Origin of the sequence: Trichlorobacter sp. (assembly GCF_034008105.1) — a bacterium.
Lineage (GTDB): Bacteria > Desulfobacterota > Desulfuromonadia > Geobacterales > Pseudopelobacteraceae > Trichlorobacter.
In genome coordinates, this window is sequence record NZ_JAVEPN010000009.1 from 48,089 (window position 1) to 66,274 (window position 18,186).

General features: G+C 57.9%; 21 protein-coding genes and 2 tRNA genes. 17 read left to right on the plus strand and 6 right to left on the minus strand.

Annotation, left to right across the window (positions count from 1 at the left end):
* Nucleotides 1–7 precede the first annotated feature (7 nt).
* Together dxs and hpnH are read left to right on the plus strand one after the other, a co-directional pair.
* On the plus strand, nucleotides 8–1,876 hold the full coding sequence (gene dxs, locus RBQ93_RS06920; protein WP_320371375.1) for a 1-deoxy-D-xylulose-5-phosphate synthase: 1,869 nt from the start codon (nucleotides 8–10) through the stop codon (nucleotides 1,874–1,876).
* Nucleotides 1,877–1,893: 17 nt separating this feature from the next.
* Nucleotides 1,894–2,895, plus strand: coding sequence for an adenosyl-hopene transferase HpnH (gene hpnH, locus RBQ93_RS06925; RefSeq protein WP_320371377.1), 1,002 nt, complete (start codon nucleotides 1,894–1,896; stop codon nucleotides 2,893–2,895).
* A gap of 29 nt (nucleotides 2,896–2,924) precedes the next feature.
* Here the strand turns inward: hpnH and RBQ93_RS06930 are convergent, their stop codons facing one another.
* The 3 genes from RBQ93_RS06930 to RBQ93_RS06940 form a co-directional block, all read right to left on the minus strand.
* Nucleotides 2,925–3,131 carry a hypothetical protein gene (locus RBQ93_RS06930; RefSeq protein ID WP_320371378.1) on the minus strand — a complete coding sequence of 69 codons (207 nt, stop codon included), beginning with the start codon at nucleotides 3,129–3,131 and terminating at the stop codon, nucleotides 2,925–2,927.
* 123 nt (nucleotides 3,132–3,254) lie between these two features.
* Nucleotides 3,255–3,330, minus strand: a tRNA-His gene (locus tag RBQ93_RS06935).
* A 45-nt stretch (nucleotides 3,331–3,375) separates the two neighbouring features.
* Nucleotides 3,376–3,451, minus strand: a tRNA-Ala gene (locus tag RBQ93_RS06940).
* 226 nt (nucleotides 3,452–3,677) lie between these two features.
* On the opposite strand from RBQ93_RS06940, the gene RBQ93_RS06945 reads away from it, so the two are divergent.
* The 15 genes from RBQ93_RS06945 (at nucleotide 3,678) to RBQ93_RS07015 (ending at nucleotide 15,603) form a co-directional block, all read left to right on the plus strand.
* Complete coding sequence (locus RBQ93_RS06945; protein ID WP_320371379.1) at nucleotides 3,678–5,066, plus strand: sigma-54 interaction domain-containing protein; 1,389 nt, start codon at nucleotides 3,678–3,680, stop codon at nucleotides 5,064–5,066.
* Between the two features lie 182 nt (nucleotides 5,067–5,248).
* Entirely contained in the window at nucleotides 5,249–5,665 is a 417-nt protein-coding gene (locus RBQ93_RS06950) for a NifB/NifX family molybdenum-iron cluster-binding protein (protein WP_320371380.1), read from the plus strand.
* 262 nt (nucleotides 5,666–5,927) lie between these two features.
* Nucleotides 5,928–6,290: a NifB/NifX family molybdenum-iron cluster-binding protein gene (locus RBQ93_RS06955; RefSeq protein WP_320371381.1), complete on the plus strand. Its 363-nt coding sequence runs from the start codon at nucleotides 5,928–5,930 to the stop codon at nucleotides 6,288–6,290.
* Complete coding sequence (locus tag RBQ93_RS06960; RefSeq protein WP_320371382.1) at nucleotides 6,290–7,174, plus strand: ATP-binding protein; 885 nt, start codon at nucleotides 6,290–6,292, stop codon at nucleotides 7,172–7,174. The genes RBQ93_RS06955 and RBQ93_RS06960 overlap by 1 nt, the downstream gene beginning before the upstream one ends.
* On the plus strand, nucleotides 7,171–8,052 hold the full coding sequence (locus RBQ93_RS06965) for an ATP-binding protein (protein WP_320371384.1): 882 nt from the start codon (nucleotides 7,171–7,173) through the stop codon (nucleotides 8,050–8,052). The genes RBQ93_RS06960 and RBQ93_RS06965 overlap by 4 nt, the downstream gene beginning before the upstream one ends.
* Before the next feature lie 28 nt (nucleotides 8,053–8,080).
* Nucleotides 8,081–8,995, plus strand: a complete 915-nt coding sequence (locus RBQ93_RS06970; RefSeq protein ID WP_320371385.1) for an Mrp/NBP35 family ATP-binding protein — start codon at nucleotides 8,081–8,083, stop codon at nucleotides 8,993–8,995.
* Nucleotides 8,992–9,198, plus strand: coding sequence for a hypothetical protein (locus RBQ93_RS06975; protein WP_320371387.1), 207 nt, complete (start codon nucleotides 8,992–8,994; stop codon nucleotides 9,196–9,198). The genes RBQ93_RS06970 and RBQ93_RS06975 overlap by 4 nt, the downstream gene beginning before the upstream one ends.
* Nucleotides 9,199–9,230: 32 nt before the next feature.
* The gene (locus RBQ93_RS06980) at nucleotides 9,231–9,437 is read left to right on the plus strand and encodes a hypothetical protein (protein WP_320371388.1); all 207 of its coding nucleotides are present in this window, start codon (nucleotides 9,231–9,233) and stop codon (nucleotides 9,435–9,437) included.
* 21 nt (nucleotides 9,438–9,458) lie between these two features.
* On the plus strand, nucleotides 9,459–10,877 hold the full coding sequence (locus RBQ93_RS06985) for a sigma-54 dependent transcriptional regulator (protein WP_320371389.1): 1,419 nt from the start codon (nucleotides 9,459–9,461) through the stop codon (nucleotides 10,875–10,877).
* The gene (locus RBQ93_RS06990) at nucleotides 10,864–12,507 is read left to right on the plus strand and encodes a sensor histidine kinase (protein ID WP_320371390.1); all 1,644 of its coding nucleotides are present in this window, start codon (nucleotides 10,864–10,866) and stop codon (nucleotides 12,505–12,507) included. The genes RBQ93_RS06985 and RBQ93_RS06990 overlap by 14 nt, the downstream gene beginning before the upstream one ends.
* 91 nt (nucleotides 12,508–12,598) lie before the next feature.
* Complete coding sequence (locus tag RBQ93_RS06995; protein WP_320371391.1) at nucleotides 12,599–14,044, plus strand: tetrathionate reductase family octaheme c-type cytochrome; 1,446 nt, start codon at nucleotides 12,599–12,601, stop codon at nucleotides 14,042–14,044.
* Between the two features lie 427 nt (nucleotides 14,045–14,471).
* Entirely contained in the window at nucleotides 14,472–14,714 is a 243-nt protein-coding gene (locus RBQ93_RS07000) for a hypothetical protein (protein WP_320371392.1), read from the plus strand.
* A gap of 45 nt (nucleotides 14,715–14,759) precedes the next feature.
* Nucleotides 14,760–15,023, plus strand: coding sequence for a hypothetical protein (locus RBQ93_RS07005; RefSeq protein ID WP_320371393.1), 264 nt, complete (start codon nucleotides 14,760–14,762; stop codon nucleotides 15,021–15,023).
* Nucleotides 15,016–15,411 carry a hypothetical protein gene (locus RBQ93_RS07010; protein WP_320371394.1) on the plus strand — a complete coding sequence of 132 codons (396 nt, stop codon included), beginning with the start codon at nucleotides 15,016–15,018 and terminating at the stop codon, nucleotides 15,409–15,411. The genes RBQ93_RS07005 and RBQ93_RS07010 overlap by 8 nt, the downstream gene beginning before the upstream one ends.
* Before the next feature lie 18 nt (nucleotides 15,412–15,429).
* Nucleotides 15,430–15,603 (plus strand): twin-arginine translocase TatA/TatE family subunit, encoded by a 174-nt coding sequence (locus tag RBQ93_RS07015; RefSeq protein WP_320371395.1) that lies wholly within the window; start codon nucleotides 15,430–15,432, stop codon nucleotides 15,601–15,603.
* A 16-nt stretch (nucleotides 15,604–15,619) separates the two neighbouring features.
* Here RBQ93_RS07015 and RBQ93_RS07020 read toward each other — a convergent pair whose 3' ends face one another.
* The 3 genes from RBQ93_RS07020 to RBQ93_RS07030 form a co-directional block, all read right to left on the minus strand.
* A complete protein-coding gene (locus RBQ93_RS07020) occupies nucleotides 15,620–16,132 on the minus strand; it encodes a menaquinol oxidoreductase (RefSeq protein WP_320371396.1) in 513 nt (170 codons plus the stop codon).
* A 51-nt stretch (nucleotides 16,133–16,183) separates the two neighbouring features.
* Nucleotides 16,184–17,029, minus strand: a complete 846-nt coding sequence (locus RBQ93_RS07025) for a HAMP domain-containing protein (RefSeq protein ID WP_320371397.1) — start codon at nucleotides 17,027–17,029, stop codon at nucleotides 16,184–16,186.
* 92 nt (nucleotides 17,030–17,121) lie between these two features.
* Nucleotides 17,122–18,135: a cytochrome c3 family protein gene (locus RBQ93_RS07030; RefSeq protein WP_320371398.1), complete on the minus strand. Its 1,014-nt coding sequence runs from the start codon at nucleotides 18,133–18,135 to the stop codon at nucleotides 17,122–17,124.
* Nucleotides 18,136–18,186 lie beyond the last annotated feature (51 nt).

Consider the following 18,186-nt stretch of genomic DNA (forward strand, 5'->3'; position numbering starts at 1 on the left):
ACCTGTCATGTTACTCGAAACCATACACAGCCCTGCTGACCTGAAAAAACTGTCTGCAGACCAACTGCCGTCCCTGGCCGAAGAAATCCGCGAGTTTCTGCTGCAGACCGTCTCCGAGACCGGCGGCCATCTGGGTTCCAACCTGGGTGCGGTGGAACTGACCCTGGCACTGCACTACTGCTTCAGCTCGCCCAATGACAAGATCGTCTGGGATGTGGGGCACCAGGCCTACACCCACAAACTGCTGACCGGGCGCCGCGATCGTTTTGCCACCCAACGCCAATACAAGGGGATTTCCGGTTTTCCCAAACGGAGCGAATCCGAGCATGACGCCTTTGGTGTCGGCCATTCCTCCACCTCTATCTCGGCAGCCCTGGGCATGGCGGTGGCCAGCGATCTGGACCATGCCACCAATCGCGCCATTGCCGTGATCGGCGACGGCTCGCTGACCGGCGGCATCGCCTTTGAGGGTCTCAACCAGGCCGGCCACCTCAAGAAGAACCTGATCGTGGTCTTAAACGACAACGAGATGTCGATCTCCAAAAACGTCGGCGCCTTTTCGGCCTTCATCTCCCGCAAGATGACCACCCGCCGCGTCCGTGAACTGAAGCGCGAAATGCAGGGGCTTTTGTCCAACATCCCGGCCTTTGGCAAGGATATCCTGCAATTTGCCAAACGGGCCGAACACTCGCTGAAGGGGTTCCTGACCCCCGGCGCCCTGTTCGAGGCGTTGGGTTTCGACTACATCGGTCCTCTGGATGGCCACGACCTGCCCAACCTGATCGAGGTATTCAAGGCCGCCAGCGACTACGAAGGACCGCTGTTGGTGCATATCATGACCACCAAGGGCAAGGGCTATAAACCGGCCGAGGAGACCCCGGCCAAATTTCACGGGGTGGGTGCCTTTGATCTGCAAACCGGCTCGGCACCGGCCAAGGCAGCCGCCCCCTCCTACACCGAGATCTTCGGCCGCACCCTGGTGGAGCTGGCCTCCCACGACCCGAAAGTGGTGGCCATCACCGCCGCCATGCCGGACGGCACCGGCCTCAACTTCTTTGCCGAGGCGCTGCCGGACCGTTTCTTCGATGTCGGTATTGCCGAGCAACACGGTGTCTGTTTTGCCGCCGGCTTGGCCGCCGAAGGCTACAAACCGGTGACGGCCATCTACTCCACCTTCATGCAGCGGGCCTACGACCAGGTCTTCCATGACGTCTGCCTGCAGAACCTACCGGTGGTGATCGCCATGGACCGTGGCGGCCTGGTGGGGGACGACGGCCCCACCCACCACGGCGTGTTCGATTTTTCCTTCCTGCGGCACCTGCCCGGCCTGACCCTGATGGCCCCCAAGGACGAAAACGAACTGCGCCACATGCTCAAGACCGCCATTGAACTAAACGCCCCGGTTGCGCTGCGTTATCCGCGGGGCGCCGGTTACGGTGTTGAGCTTGATCAGGAACTGAAGCTGCTGCCGATTGGCACAGGCGAACTGCTGCGTGAAGGCAACGACCTTACCATCGTGGCCATCGGCAGTACGGTCATGCCTGCCCTGCAGGCGACGGAAAGGCTCGCCAGCCAGGGCATCAACGCCGGGGTGATCAACGCCCGCTTTGTCAAACCGCTGGATGCCGAGCTGATCCTTGAACAGGCCCGCATCACCGGCCGGATCATCACCGTTGAGGAAAGCGCTCTGCAGGGCGGCTTCGGCAGCGCCGTGCTGGAGATGCTGCAGGACAACGGGGCTGCCCAGGTCAAGGTCAAGCGGCTCGGTATCCCTGACCGTTACATCGAACAGGGCCCCCAGGCCCAGCTGCGCAAGGATGTCGGTATTGATGCCGAGGGGATTGAAGCCGCAGCCAAAGAGTTTGTGCAGCACTGAAAGGATAGTTTGTAACTATGCGTTTTCCATGGCGTCTCAACTACGACCTGACCAAATACATTATTAAAAACACCATCCACAAGGTGGATAAATATCCCTTGGTGCTGATGCTGGAACCGACCCACCTCTGCAACCTGGCTTGCTCTGGCTGCGGCCGCATCCGTGAGTATGCCGGCACCATCAGCGACATGATGACGCTGGAAGACTGCCTGCATTCGGTGGAGGAATGTCCGGCCCCGGTGGTCACCATCACCGGCGGCGAGCCGTTCCTCTACCCTCAGGTCCATGAGCTGATCAAAGGGGTGCTGCAGCGTGGCCGCCACATAATGTTCTGCACCAACGCCCTGCTGATGGAGCACAACCTGGACCAGATGCAGCCCCACCCCAACTTCACCTTCAACGTGCATATGGACGGCCTGGAGCAGACCCACGACCGGATCCTGGAGCGCAAAGGCTGCTTCAAGACCGCCATGGCGGCCATCAAGGCGGCCAAACAGCGAGGCTTCCGGGTCTGCACCAACACCACCATCTTCACCGACACCGACCTAGTGGAGATCGAGATACTGTTTTCACAACTGGAGGAACTGGGGGTGGATGGCCTGCTGGTGGCGCCCGGCTTCAGCTACGAGGCGGTTGAAGAAGACACACTGTTCCTGCAACGGCTGGAGATTGAGAAAAAATTCCAGCAGGTCTACGAGATGAGCAAGAAGCACCGCTTCTGGTCAACCCCGATGTACCTGCGCTTCCTGAAGGGCGAAAAGAAGCTGCAGTGCACCCCCTGGGGCAACCCCACCCGCAACCCACAGGGTTGGAAGGCCCCCTGCTACCTGATCACCGACGGCCACTACCCCACCTTTGCCGACCTGATGAACAAGGTCGATTGGGCCAGCTACGGCGTGGGCAAAGACTCCCGTTGCGCCCAATGCATGATGCACTGCGGTTTTGAACCAACCGTGGTCAGCGAGGTGGGCAAAAGCCCCAAGGATATGCTGGAGATGGCACTCTGGAACCTGTCTTAAACGGAAGCGGATACCAAAAAGGGGGCTTGTCAGCCCCCCAGGTACTTGGTCAATTCGGCAACCAGGGTTGCCGGATGTAACAACTTGGATGGAATCTTCTCACCACCGAAAAACTCCTGCTTCCACGGCTGGCGCTTCACCCAGGCCATCAACTGCTCCCACCCCTGCCAGGTCTCAAAATCGACCCCGCGGATATTGGTGATATTCTGTAAAAATTCCTGTTCGTAGGCTGACATACTCGCACCTTCAGTACCGGTTACAGCGGGCTCGCCCCACTCACTTATTGAGTATGTATATATACCGGTTTAGCAGATAAAACAAAAGCACCTAGTGAACACTAGATGCTTTTTGTTGAATTTTGGGGTGGCCAGAGGGATTTGAACCCTCGAATGTACGAGTCACAGTCGTATGTGTTGACCGCTTCACCATGGCCACCGCAAGCCGTATGTCAAAAGCCGGCTTACGCCGGCCTTGAATATATGGTGGAGCTGATCAGGATCGAACTGACGACCTCTTGAATGCCATTCAAGCGCTCTCCCAGCTGAGCTACAGCCCCACACAAACAACCTATTTCAACCACGCAATCCAAGCCGCTGTGGTCTGAGATATATACACTACGAAATCGAATCCGGTCAACAATTTTTTCCCGATCCGCGTACAAAATTACACTGGCAACAAAATGATCGAAAAACAATACCAACCAAGCAAGCTGGCTCCACGCTTCCTTTGGTTGACCCGGCACCGGTTATGATGATAAGCAGAATCAGGGAGATACGTTTAACATGGCTCATCCCAGGTCTTGCCAGACAACCAGCGCCGTAATCACCAGCACCGATGCCATCCTGGAAAGCATTTCCGATGGTGTCTTCACGGTTGATCTTGCATGGCGCATCACCTCCTTTAACCGCGCGGCCGAGGAGATCACCGGCATTTCACGCAAGGATGCCATTGGTCGGCTCTGTTCGGAGGTGTTCCGTTCCAACATGTGCGAAACCGATTGCGCCCTGCGCCGGACCATGAAGAATGGTAAGCCGATCATCGGGCGGTCGGGATACATTGTCGACGGTGAGGGCAACCGGATTCCGATCAGCCTCTCGACTGCTGTGCTGAGTGACAGCCAGGGCAATGTGGTCGGTGGGGCCGAAACCTTCCGGGATCTGAGCGAGATAGAGACCCTGCGTCACGAACTGGAGGCGCGGTTTCACGTAGGAGAATTTGTCAGCCGCAGCCCTCTGATGCAGCGTCTGTTTGAGGTTATCCCGGCCATAGCGGTCAGCCCCAGCACGGTGCTGATTAACGGCGAGACCGGCACCGGCAAGGAGTTGATGGCCCGCACTATTCATGGCTTGAGCAAGCGCAGCAAAGGACCGTTTGTGGCACTCAACTGCGGCGCACTGCCGGATACCTTGCTGGAATCGGAGCTGTTTGGCTACAAGGCCGGCGCCTTCACCGGGGCCACCAAAGACAAGCCGGGTCGTTTTGCGCTGGCCAGCGGCGGCACGCTGTTTCTGGACGAGATCGGCGAGATTAGTCCGGCCCTGCAGGTGCGGCTGCTTCGAGTGTTGCAGGAGCGCTGTTTCGAACCGTTGGGCGGCACCAGTCCGGTTACCAGCGATGCGCGGATCATCGTCGCCACCAATCGCGACTTGTCTGCCATGGTCAAGGCCGGCAGTTTCCGTGAAGACCTTTACTACCGGATCAACGTGGTGCGGGTGGAGCTGCCCCCTTTGCGGCGCCGCAAAGAAGATCTACCCCTGCTGGTGGATCAGTTTATCCACAAATTCAACCAGCTGCACCACGCCACAGTACAGGGCATAGCCCCCGAGGCGCTTTCGCTGCTGATGGCCCATGATTGGCCTGGCAACGTCCGTGAATTGGAAAACATCATTGAACGCGCCTTTGTGCTCTGTCCGCATGGTATGCTTCAGCTCGCCCACCTGCCCGACGAGATCACTCTGCACAACAACCGCATCAGTACAGTAGCAACCCTACACGACGCCCGCTCCCAGCTTGAGGCACAAACCATACGAACCGCACTTGAACGCAACGCCTACAATCGCCTGGCAGCCGCGCGGGAGCTCGGCATGCACAAAACCACCCTGTTCCGCAAGATCAAGCAATTTGGCATCGACCTGCCACGGACCGATGGCCGCTCACAACGGACCCACTAGGGTAGCAATTACGCAACCAAAATCACTCACAGTGTAGCAATAATGCTACTGATTAATCCTCACAAAGCCTTCCCAACAACCGTAACCCATTAATCCATCAGCTTTTTTTCTCATCAACCACTTGGCACGTTCTCTGCTTTGTCAATGATCATTGTCTGATGATCTTTGCAGGGAGCCAAACCGTGACACGAGCAGCCTTTTCGCTCTGGAATGACCGCATAGCACCGGTTTTTGATGTGGCCCGCAATCTGTTGATTGTGGACGCAGCAACAGGGGCCGAAACCGGCAGGATTGAACGCCGTTTTTCTGGCGACAGTCCTCAGGAACGAGCCATGCGGCTGGCCTCATTACAGGTGGAGCAACTGGTGTGTGGCGCCATTACGCGCGACACTGCCGATGCCCTGCAGGACCGCGGCATCCAGGTTGTCTCATTTGTATCCGGCGAACTCGAACAGGTGGTACAGGCCTGGCTGCAGGGCCATTTGCACGAACGTTCGCTGCATATGCCGGGTTGCACTAGAAAACCACATGGCGGTAATCGGTGCAACAGACACGGAAGATCGACAGAGGGTAGTACCAGCCAACAGCGGGAGGACTAACACCATGCCAAACCAAAATGGAAAAGGCCCCAGAAACGCCGGTTGCGGCAACGGCAGCTGCGGAGGAAACAGGCTGCAGCGTCGGCAATCCGACGTCTTTCGTCAACCTGAAACAACAGTTGCAGCACCACCTAGCGCTTCAAACTGCTGCGGCCCGAGGGGCTGCAACAACGGACAAGGTACGGGTGCAGGCCGTTGTGGTGGCCAGAGGAAACGGTACAACAGACCGTAGTCAACCGGTATCGTCTTACGGAGGAACAGCGTGAAACTGATCGCTTTCAGCACATCCGGCACTGAGCTTGACGCCGAACTTGACCCGCGCTTTGGCCGGGCACGAGGATTTTTACTCTACGATCTGGAGTTGCAGCAGATACGTCTGCTGGAAAATGAGCAGAGCAGAAATGCCGCCCAAGGGGCCGGTATTCATGCAGCAGAGGCTATTGTCAGGGCCGGGGTGGATACACTGGTTACCGGCCACTGCGGCCCCAAGGCGTTCAGGGTCCTGGATGCAGCCGGAGTGCAGGTCTACAACTGTCCGGTCATACCACTGCAGGAAGCGCTACAAGCCCTGCAGGGCGGTATCCTGCAGGCGGCAACCGCTGCCGATGTTGAGGACCACTGGTAATGGGCGGCCAGACCAAAAGGCAGGCACCGCGCATAGCCGTTGCTTCCGGCAAGGGCGGCACCGGCAAGACCACGGTTGCGCTCAATCTGGCAATTATGTTTGACGAGCCGGTGCAGCTGGCAGACTGCGATGTGGAGGAACCGAACCTGAACCTGTTCCTGCAGTTCGATCAGCTCGACAGCCAACCGGTCACCATGCTGGTGCCGGAGATCCGCGCTGATCGCTGCACCGGCTGCGGCGCCTGCAGCGAAATCTGCCGGTTTAACGGCTTGGTTTCATTGGGTACCAGCAAGCCGCTGCTGTTTCCTGAACTATGTCACGGCTGCGGAGGCTGTGCCCTGGTCTGCCCTGCCGAGGCGATCAGCGAACGACCGCTGCAGATCGGCACGGTCAACTGCGGACATTCGAACGCCATCAGGCTGGTTGAGGGGCGGCTGGACGTGGGCGTCTCACTGGTGCCGCCGGTGATCCGTGCCGTAACCAACCAACTGTTCAGTGATATCCCGGCCATCCTGGATGCGCCCCCCGGCACTTCCTGCCCGGCAGTGGCCACCCTGCGCGAATCTGATTATGTCCTGCTGGTGGCCGACCCAACCCCGTTCAGCCTGCATGATCTGAAACTTGCAGTGGCCATGGTGCGCGAGCTAAGGCTGCCCTGCGGCGTCATCATCAACCGGGCCGGCGAAGATCTGGTCGGCCTCTCCCGTTACTGTCAAGATGAATGCCTGCCGGTGCTGCTGTCGCTGCCTGATGACCGGCAGATTGCCGAGGTGGTTTCCAAGGGGCAGCTGGTGGCCCACTGCCTGCCGGAATATGGCCTGCTGTTCAAGCAGCTGGCCGATAGGGTACGTACTGAACTGCAGCAACACGGGGGCCAGCCATGAGACATGCACAGATCAAGGAACTGGTGGTGCTGTCCGGCAAAGGAGGCACCGGCAAGACCAGCGTGACCGCTTCATTTGCCATGCTGGCCAAAAAGGCGGTGGTGGCCGATTGCGATGTGGATGCCGCCGATCTGCATCTGGTACTCAACCCTGAGGTTCAAGAGCGGCGCTGTTTCTTCAGCGGCAACGAGGCTGAAATCCGCTTCAATGACTGTACCGGATGTGGCAAATGCCATACCTTGTGCCGTTTCGATGCCATCTACCGCACGGAAAACAACCGCTATCAGGTTGACCCGGTAGCCTGTGAAGGCTGTGGCGTCTGCGTCCAGTTCTGTCCGGCCAAGGCGATCGACTTTCCCGAGCGCCACAGCGGCCACTGGATGATATCGCAGGCCCGCAGCGGACCGATGGTGCATGCCCAGCTGGAGCCTGCAGCAGAAAACTCCGGCAAGCTGGTGACCACCGTCAGGGAACGCTCGTGGGAACTGGCAGTTGACAAACGGATTCCACTGATTATCTCCGATGGCCCCCCCGGCATCGGCTGCCCGGTCATCGCTTCGCTGAGCGGGGTTTCGCTGGCCTTGCTCGTCACCGAACCCACCGTGTCGGGTCTGCATGACCTGCAACGGGTGCTGGCCTTGACCCGCCATTTTTCGGTACCCACCATCGTCTGTGTCAACAAGTGGGATATCAACCCGCAGCAGACGGAACGGATTGAAGCTGCGGCACGTGCAGCCGGCGCACAGGTTGCCGGTCGCATCCGGTATGACCGTGGCATTACCCAGGCACAACTGCAGCAGATAACCGCCGTAGAACTCGGCTGTGCTGCTGCCGATGATATCCGCAAGGTATGGCAGCAGATAAAACGCCTGCTCTAATCAGAAGAAACTCCAGGAGGCACCATCGATGCAAGCAACGCAACAACCAACGCAGGAATCGTGTTCACCCTCAGCCTGCGAGAGCTGCTCGTCAAGCAGCTGTTCCGCCAGCAGCAAAACAGCTACAGAGACCCAGCAAGAATTTGAAGAACGCCGGCGACTGGCCTCACGACTCTGCCGTATCAAGCACAAGATCGTCGTGCTTTCCGGCAAGGGCGGCGTGGGCAAGAGCACCGTGGCCGTCAATCTTGCCATGGCGCTGCATCTGGCAGGCAACAAGGTTGGCCTGCTGGATGTCGATATTCACGGCCCCAGCATCCCCACCATGCTGGGCATGGAAACCAGCAAGGTAATGGAGGCCGATGGCGAACTGGTACCGGCGGATCTTAACGGCCTGAAGGTCATCTCACTGGGCTTTTTTCTTAAAGAGCAAGATGAGGCGGTAATCTGGCGCGGACCGATGAAAACCGGCGTGATCACCCAGTTTATCCGTGACGTAGCCTGGGGTGACCTGGATTACCTGATCGTTGACTCGCCGCCCGGCACCGGCGACGAACCGCTGTCGGTCTGCCAGACCCTGGAAGGTGCCGACGGCGCCATCATCGTTACCACACCACAGAAGGTTGCGGCCGTTGATGTCCGCAAGTCGATCTCGTTCTGCCGCCAGATCAATCTGCCGATCCTGGGCGTGATCGAGAACATGAGCGGTTTCGTCTGTCCCCGTTGCGGGGTGACCACCGCAGTCTTCCAATCCGGCGGCGGCAGACTGATGGCCGACGATATGGGGGTGCCATTTCTGGGCTCGGTGCCGATCGATCCACAGATCGCCGAGGCTGGCGACAGTGGGGTAGCATTTTTGCAACGTTATGCATCCTCGGCGACGGCACACCTGTTTACAGAACTGCTCACACCGATCATGCAGCAGGAGCAAGCGGCGACATGATCATACAGCTGCAGCCGGATACCACCGTGCTGGAATTGGTAGAACACCATCCGGAGACCGAGCCGGTGTTCAACCGCTACAGCAAACGGCTCGGCATCTGTCTATGCTGTGAAGCGTTGTTTGCGACACTGGTTGAAGTAGCCAGCCGTTATGAGCTGAATCTCGATGAATTGCTCGCTCGACTGAACAGCGCAATAGAATAACACTGGTTGTTCACACCTCGGGAGGGATGCTGATGGAAGCTGCTGCACACACCGTTGCCTGGGTTTGTCTGCCGGACAAGACGCGTACGCTCAGCGGTGGCTGCTGGCAGGAACGTTGCTACCCTTTCCGGGGTGTTTTGCCTGCAGAACGTGCAGACAGCACCGTCGAACGACAAAGAATGCTCGACGACTACAGGATTGCGCTCGAGGATTTCGATACCGAGCTGCGGCAGCAGTGATCACCATTACAGGGGCTTGCCATGGATGCTGAAAAAAAACTGCTGGTGATTGACGATGAGCCTGCCATCCGGGAGGGGGTTCGCAGGATCCTCGAATCCGAGTCGTTCAAGGTTGAGACCTTCGGCAGTGGTCAGGCTGCCATTGAACGACTAAAGCAGGAAGCCTTTAACCTGGTGATTACCGACCTCAAGATGCCGGGCATCGGCGGCGTCGATGTGCTGCGGGCCATCAAGGAGGTCCAACCGGATCTGCCGGTGATCTTCATCACCGGTTACTCATCGGTGGACAGTGCTGTGGAGGTGATGAAACTGGGGGCCGTGGATTACATCGCCAAGCCATTCACCCCCGAAGAGATGCTCAACACCATTCGATTGGCCCTGGAGCAACGGGTGGTGGCCCTTGAGGATCTCTACCTGTGCAAAGAGCTGCGTGATACCGAGGGCTTCGACAGTTTTGTCGGCAAAAGTCACGAGATGGTCAAGGTCTACCGCCGGATCATGCAGGTGGCGCCTACCGACAGCACCGTGCTGATCACCGGCGAAAGCGGCACCGGCAAAGAGCTGGTGGCCCGGGCGATCCACAAACACAGCGCCCGCAGGGATAACCCCTTTGTGGCGGTGGATTGCACCTCATTGGTTGAAAACCTGCTGGAATCCGAGCTGTTCGGCCATGTCAAAGGCTCCTTCACCGGCGCCATCCACACCAAGACCGGTCTGTTCAAGGTGGCCGAAGGCGGCACCCTGTTTCTTGACGAGGTCTCGAACCTGAGTCTGACCACCCAGGCCAAGCTGCTACGGGTGCTGCAGGAACGGCAGGTTACGCCGATCGGTGGCACCCAGCCCACCCCGATTAACATCCGCCTGGTGGCGGCCACCAACCGCAACCTGCGCGACATGGTGGCCGAAGGCAGCTTCCGCGAAGACCTCTTCTTCCGACTTAACATCATACCGGTCGATCTGCCGCCACTGCGTGAACGGGCCGGTGATGTGCCGCTTTTGGTGGGCAATGCGGTCAGACGTTGCGCCGAAGAGCTAGGCAAGGATATCAAAGGGGTCACTGCCGGGGCCATGCAGTTGCTGCAGAGCTACGCGTTTCCCGGCAACGTGCGCGAACTGGAGAATGTGATCGAGCGGGCCGTGGTGCTGGCCGAAGACAGCCTGATCACCCCCGATGACCTGGAGCTGGGCGGTTCGGCAGCCGAACCACTGTCACTTGACTTTACCGCCATACCACTCAGTGTGGAGGAGCTGAAAGAGACCAAACGCCAGCTGCGCGAACAGGCGGTGGAAGATGTGGAGCGGGCCTTTGTGATCAATGCCCTGCAACGCAACCGGGGTAACATCACCCGGGCTGCGGAAGAGACCGGCATGCTGCGCCCCAATTTTCAAAGTATGATGAAGAAACTCGGCGTCTCGGCCCGGGATTATGCTGAGCATTAAAAAAATCCTGCTGCGGCTGCTACCGCGCCGTTTCTCGCTGATCCAGAAACTGACCATCCTGACCGGCACCGTGGTGGTGCTGTTCATGACGCTGTTTGCCTGGATCAATATCAACAACCTGCAAAAACTGCTGGTAAATAGCACCGTGCGTGATCTTGACAATCTGGCGGCTTCCGTCATCCGGATGACCAGACACCAGATGCTGCTGGACAACCGGCCCCTGGTCTATCAGATGATCAACGAGGTGGCCAAGCGTCCCGGTATTGAGCGGATCAGGATGATCAATCGCGACCGGATCATCGTCCACTCCACCGTTGCTGCAGAGATCGGTACACGACTCGACCAGAAGGCAGTCCGTTGTGACCTGTGTCACCAGGCCGGCAAGACCTTGGTCCGCCCCCCGCTGGAGGAGCGCAGCCGTTTTTTTGCGTTGCCCGACGGTACGCAGGTATTGGGGCTGGCCAAGGCGATCCGTAATGAAAGCGGCTGCAGCAGCGCCGCCTGCCATGCCCACCTGCCATCGCACAGTGTATTGGGGGTGGTGGATATCATCGTATCGCTGGACCTGCTCAAGGCAGATCTTTCGGGCTACCGCAACCGGATCATCCTGCTGACGGTACTGCTGATCATCCTGCTGGGGGCCTCGTTGACCTTTTTTACGCTGCATCTGGTCAACCGGCCGGTCAATGAGCTGTTGCGCCACACCGCCCGGCTGGCCCAGGGGCAGCTCGACTGCGAGATGACCCCCACCTCAAACGACGAGTTGGGCGAACTGATGCGCGCCTTCCAGCTGATGACCAACAACCTGCGCCAGGCCCGCGACGAGCTGGAGGAATGGGGCCGCACTCTTGAGGAAAAGGTCAAGGATCGCAGCGAAGAACTGCAACGGATGCAGATGCAGCTGGTGCATACCGAAAAGCTCGCATCCCTTGGCGAGTTAGTGGCCGGCATCGCCCACGAAATCAACAACCCGCTTTCGGGCATCCTGATCTTCAGCTCGCTGGTGGCCAAGGACAAACGGCTTGACCCGTCGCTGCACAAGGATATGGAAACCATCAGCAGCGAGGCCAAACGCTGCGCCGGTATCGTCAAGGGACTGCTGGAGTTTGCCCGCGATTACCAGCCCAAGATGACCACCAGCGACATCAACCAGATCCTGATCGATTCACTGCGCCTGGTGGAGTGTCAGTCGGTGTTTCAGAATGTGGTCATCCTGCGACAGCTGGGCACGGATCTGCCGCTGATCATGGCCGACCAGAACCAGCTCAAGCAGGTGTTCATCAACATATTCATCAATGCCGGTCAGGCCATGCAGGACCTGCGCCGGGGCGAACTGCAGATACATACCCGGCCGAACGGGCAACCGCAAGACGGGGTGGTGGTGACCATCAAGGATTCAGGCCACGGCATACCGGAAGAGCAACTGGGCAAGTTGTTCGACCCGTTTTTCACCACCAAGGGCGCCGGTGGCACCGGCCTGGGCCTGTCCGTTTCCTATGGTATCATTCAGGCCCACGGCGGCTCGATCACCGTTGAAAGCACCGTGGGCACCGGCACCACCTTTACCATCAGTCTGCCGGCCTGTTCAGAGCTGGCAGGCAAAGATGCTGGATCACAGCTGCTTGCGTAATCAGCAGGAGCAGGCCCGACACACCTCACAACGAGGCGCTGGCGAGCACCGCTGTATTACGCATATATCACCCCCACAGAGGAGGTACTCCATGAAGCTGCAACCGATGTTGTGTATGCTGGTCGGCCTGATAGCCTGTCTGGCGCAAAGTGGTCTGGCTGCAACCGACCACAAGGATTTCATCACCGGACCATTCAAGGATGGTCGGGAGGTGACCAAGGCCTGTATCGAATGTCATGACAAGCAGGCCAGCGACTTCATCAAAACCCAGCACTGGAACCTCAAAGGGGTACCCAACCATGTCAAGGGGCTGGAGAAGAGCACCAAGCTGTATGGCAAGACCAACATGACCAACAACTACTGCACCACCATCTTCGCGGCAAAGGAAGGTCTGCCCCGTGAATCCTGCCTGCGCTGTCACGCCGGCTACGGCTGGAACCGCAACAGCTTTGACCACAGCGACAAGACCCGCATCGACTGCCTGATCTGCCACGCCACCAAGAGCTACGACCGCGCCTCGGTGGGCTGTGATGTCGATAGCAAGGGAATCGGCAGCGGCAAGGTCGATCTGGTGGAGGCCGCCAAAAGTGTGGGCCAGAAGCCGACCCTGCAGAACTGCGGCTACTGTCACTTCTACGGCGGCGGCGGTGACGGGGTAAAGCATGCCGGGCTTGATTCCACCATGGAATACGCCGACCGGAAGCTGGACGTGCATATGGCCAAAAAGACCAAAGGCGGCGCCGGCCTGCTCTGTGTTGATTGCCATAAGGCGCCGGAACACAAGATATCAGGCGCCTCCAGCCAGATGGCCCACTATGCGGCCCGGGTACGCTGTGAAGATTGCCACAGCGGCGCCAAGGCCCCCCACAAAAACTCCAAGAACAAGGCTATCCTGGATGCCCACGCCGCCTCGGTAGCCTGCCAGACCTGCCACATCCCGCTGCTGGCCCGCGGCCAGGCCACCAAGACCTCCTGGTACTGGTCCGATGTGGGCAAAAACCTGCCGGTGGAAGAGCAGTTCGACCAGGAGACCTTCCAGAATCGCAAAGGCTCCTTTACCTGGGACATGAACTTTATGCCGACCTACGCCTGGTATAACGGCAAGATCGAACGCTACATGGTGGGTGACAAGATCAAGGACCCCACAAAAGTGGTCAACATGACCAAGCCGGTGGGCAGCATCAAGGACAAGGCCGCCAAGATCTACCCCTACAAGACCCATCGGGGCAGCCAGCCGATGGACAGCGTCTACCGGTATTTGAGCACCTTCCAGCAGTATCAGTCGTTGTGGGTACACTTCAACTGGGAAAAGGCGCTGAAAGATGGCGCTCAGGAAGAGGGTCTGCCCTACAGCGGCAAGCATCAGTTTGTAAAAACCGTCTCCTACATCTCGGCCCAGCACCAGGTGGCACCCAAGGAAGATGCTCTCCAGTGCGGCGACTGCCACATGGGCAGCAAACGGATGGACTGGAAGGCCTTGGGCTACAAGGGTGATCCCATGTCCGCTGGCGGGCGGTTCAGCGCTCGTAAGAAGTAGCCGCAGCAAACTGTAGTACAGTTGCACGCCCGCTGGTCCGGCAGACACCGGACCCCCTTTCCCGGCAATGCCGGACCGGTGGGCGCGCATTTCGTATCCTTAAACAGAGGCCCGCACAACCAGCCCTGCCCTCCTAGCTACTGCATGCTGTTTCCATACAGTCCCTACCCTGCCAGCAAACAGAATCACCACAATAATTTTAGCAGGTTACAAAGAAACGCATTGTTCAGACAACCTGCTACTGCATAGCAAAAACATACAGCCCGCCCGCTCCCAGCAGATTCCCGCAATTCATTCCAGCTCAAAACATTCATGCTATTTCAGCACGTTATACATTATTTTAACCATATCTTCTTTTTGGCACTGCATATGCTATGTACCTACACAAAGCTTCTACACTCAGACGGAGTTCCTACGGGAGGATGCCATGAAAACAAGAATCGTACATTTTTTGATCCCTTTACTGGGCGGCAGCGCAACCTCAGCCTTTGCTGCCGACAGTGCCCTCACTGACGGCGGTGGCCCGCTGATCTGGTTCTTTATCGGCTTCGGCGCACTGGTGCTGATGGTGCAGGCCGTACCGGCCCTGGTAATGCTCTACTCCATGATCAAGGCCCTGTTCAGCCCATCGGAAGAGGTCAAAACCGCCACCGCTGCCGGACACAAGTAACTGCTAACGCCGTCTTACACACCATCTGAAAAGGAGATTTGCACCATGAAATCCGTACGCACCATCCTGACCGCCCTGAGCCTGACGATTGCAAGTATATCCACCGCCTTCGCCTCTGCCGCCGCCAACGAGGTGGATACCAGCCTGACCTATAATAGCGGCATCCTGGTGCTGGCCTTTGCCGGTTTCCTGGCCCTGGTGGTGGTGGTACAGACCATTCCGGCCATCGTAAGCCTGTACACGATGATCAAGAAGACTGCCGAACAGAGCCGGCAGCAGCAAGCGGTTCGGGCAAACGTACGTGACTAGTCACGAAGAACGGGGCGAGCACACTGCTCGCCCCGCTTTTGATACCATCACCACTGAGCCGGTAACGGCACCTGTCGAAGATGGCACACTGACGCAACTGGATCCGGTCGCCTTTCAAAGGGGGATGGCCGTGATCCGCTGGCGTCGCAAGCTTTTTTTTGCGACCATCATTGCCTACATGCCGCTGATGTGGCTTTCCAACAGGTTCTTTCCCAGCTTTCGCGGCATGGCCATCACCTTCTCGATCTGGGTGGTTATACTTTTTATCACAGCGCTCTACTCGGCCCTGGCCCGCTGCCCACGCTGCGGCAACTACTTTCATATGCACGGCATGTCGCTGATGTACCTGCGCCGTTGCCTGCACTGCCAGCTATCAGTAAAAAGCTGAAATCAGAGGAGAGATCAGATGTTCGGATTCGGTATGCCTGAAATGGTGATTATTCTGGTGATTGTGGTGGTGCTGTTCGGTGGGAATCGTCTGCCGGAGCTTGGCGGTGCGCTGGGCAAGAGCATCAAAAATTTCAGACAGGCCTCAACAGGCAAAGATGAACTGGAGATACCGCAGAAAAAGAACAGCTAAGGCAGATTGAACAGCACTAGCCGTTGAATCCGATCCTGCGCTCCAGGATCGTTAACGCTTCCTCTTCCTCCCTGATCCGGGCCATGCTGAGCGACCAGATGTGGTAGCTCTCCAGGCTCAGGATCGTCATGCCGGTGGCCAGCACGGCCCAGAAGTTTTCCGGCAACACTCCCGAGAAGTAGTAGAAGGCGTAAAAACAGATCAGATAACCGATATGGCTGAAGGAAACCATCTTGGGAGAGCCATTGGTGATCCTGCCCAGCACCAGCAAAATGGCTGAAAAGGCATACACCACCAGCAAGGCGCTGATCATGTTGCTGGAAGGCGGTGTGCCCAGCATTCTTTTGATCTCAGGGGTCAGGGGTGGGAAGATACGATCGCTGAGCATGGCCGGTATACTGACACCGGCAAAGGCGGCTATTGCCCACAACCCCTGGTGCGAACGGGTACGCCAGCGACGTATCGACGCCTGCAGGGCGCTGCGTTGTTCTTCCGGCGTCTGTTGTTTGCCGGTGTCGGAGGTGGTCATGAGGGCCTGGACCTTTTGAATAGTTGCACAACCAGACACCACGCATCCGGTCTACGACTCACCACCACCCTTTTCCTTATTGCAGCTACGGCAGCGGGCCAAGGCGTCGCGGGTGTCGTGCAGGCGCGAGAGCAGGCTGTGGTAGTTGCGGGCCAGCAGTGAAAGCTCACCATACCCGGATTCCAACTGTTTTACCGCTTCACTCGCTTCGTGTGTACTGGTTACGGCAATCAACTTTTTCAGGGGGATAAAGAACGATCGGTTCAACAGGGCAGCGGCGCCGCCTACGGTGAGAACCAACGTCATGAGGGTGAAAACTATCATACGGTAGCGCATCAAGGCGAGCGAATTTTGCAGCGGTCCCTGGTCAAGCCCGATATCGAGCATGCCGAGCACTTTTTTGCTGGCGGGGTGATAATGGCAACCGGTGGTACAGGTCGGTTCGTTATAGATCGGCTGCGACATAGCCAACACCTGCACCCCCCGTTCGTTGGTAAAGCGACGGGTCTGTTTGGCGGCAGCCAACTGCTCGGCAGGCTTGGAGTTGCTGTGGCAGCCGCTACAGCCTTCCACCTGTTTGTTAACTTGATGACCAATCTCGGACTGATTTCGAGAAAACGTGACAAAACCGTCGTGATTAAAGACTCGCAAGTGCTCAACACCCTGGTGCTGACCGATGTTGGCGATGATGTTGCCCAGATGCTGACGATCGTTGTGCAGCATGGCATAGCGGGTCGAAAGCACCACCGTATTGGCGATATTGCGGCCATGCTGGGCGGCATCGTTGACCATGTCCCGTTTCATGATGCCGTAGAGGCTGAGGCAGCAGATCCCCACAAAACCGGTCACTGCAAGACCGACCGGGATGATTGAGCGGATGGCGACACTCTGGAACATGAGAAACCTCCTGATCAGCCGTTGGGATCTGTCTGCAAAAAATGCCGGTGCGGAGGTGCGACCCCACCGCACCGGCCATCACAGATCACACATCATGAACGCTTGTGACACTTCAGGCAGTCGCCCTTGACCGAAAAGGCACTCTTGCCATCATGGCAGGCGCCGCACGAGGCGCCGCTCTCCATCTGCTGCATGGTGGCAGGTTTGGCGTTGCCATAAGGGTATATTTTGGTGTGGCAGTCATTGCACTGATAGACCGCCGTGTGAAACTCGTGGCTGAAGTGGCCAATGACGGTTCCCTTTGTATTGGTGTAGGACTTGCTAGCCGGCAGTTTGAAACCGGTGTGACACTTGGCGCAGTCACCCTTCACTGAGAAGGCGCTCTTGCCGTCATGACAGACACCGCAGGACTTACCTTTTTCCATCTCCGCCATGGTGACCCGCTTGTTCTGCTTCTTGTCCGGTTTCACCGTCGCCGGGTGGCAATCCTGACAACTGTAGACCTGAGTATGGAAGGCATGGCTGAAGGTGGCCTGAGGCACCGGCGGTGTTGCATACCTTACTTCCGGGCTCTTGTGGCATCGGCTGCACTGATCAACCTTAAAGGCCTGCTTGCCGTTGTGACAGAAACCGCAGGACTTACCTTTTTCCATCTCCGCCATGGTCACCGTCGGATTCTTGCCGGTCTTGTACAGCTTGGTGTGGCAGACCGAGCAATCCTGCAGCTTTTTCAGGTGAGCACTGTGGCTGAACGGTGTCGGGCCGGTTTCCTTTACCTGGTAGACCACATCCTTCACTTGATGACATTTACTGCACTCATGGGCATCAAAGGCCTGCCTGCCGTTGTGACAGGCACCACAGGACTGTCCCTTGTACATATCCTCCATGGTATAGCGCTTCTTGCTCTTGCCGCCGGTGTGGCAACTGGCACAACTGAAGGCCGGCGTACCACGCTGGTTCTTTTTGGCCAGGTGCTTCGTGTGGCTGAAGACCACCTTGCCGGCATCTTTCGTATCATAGCTGATGTCTTTCAGCTGTAGAGCATCGGCATGGCCGGCTGCCAGTCCCAACAAACCTGCCAGTGCGAACATAAGGGTGCGCTTCATGACAATCTCCCGAACATGATGCCCCTGTCTCCAGGACAGGGGCACCGGTAG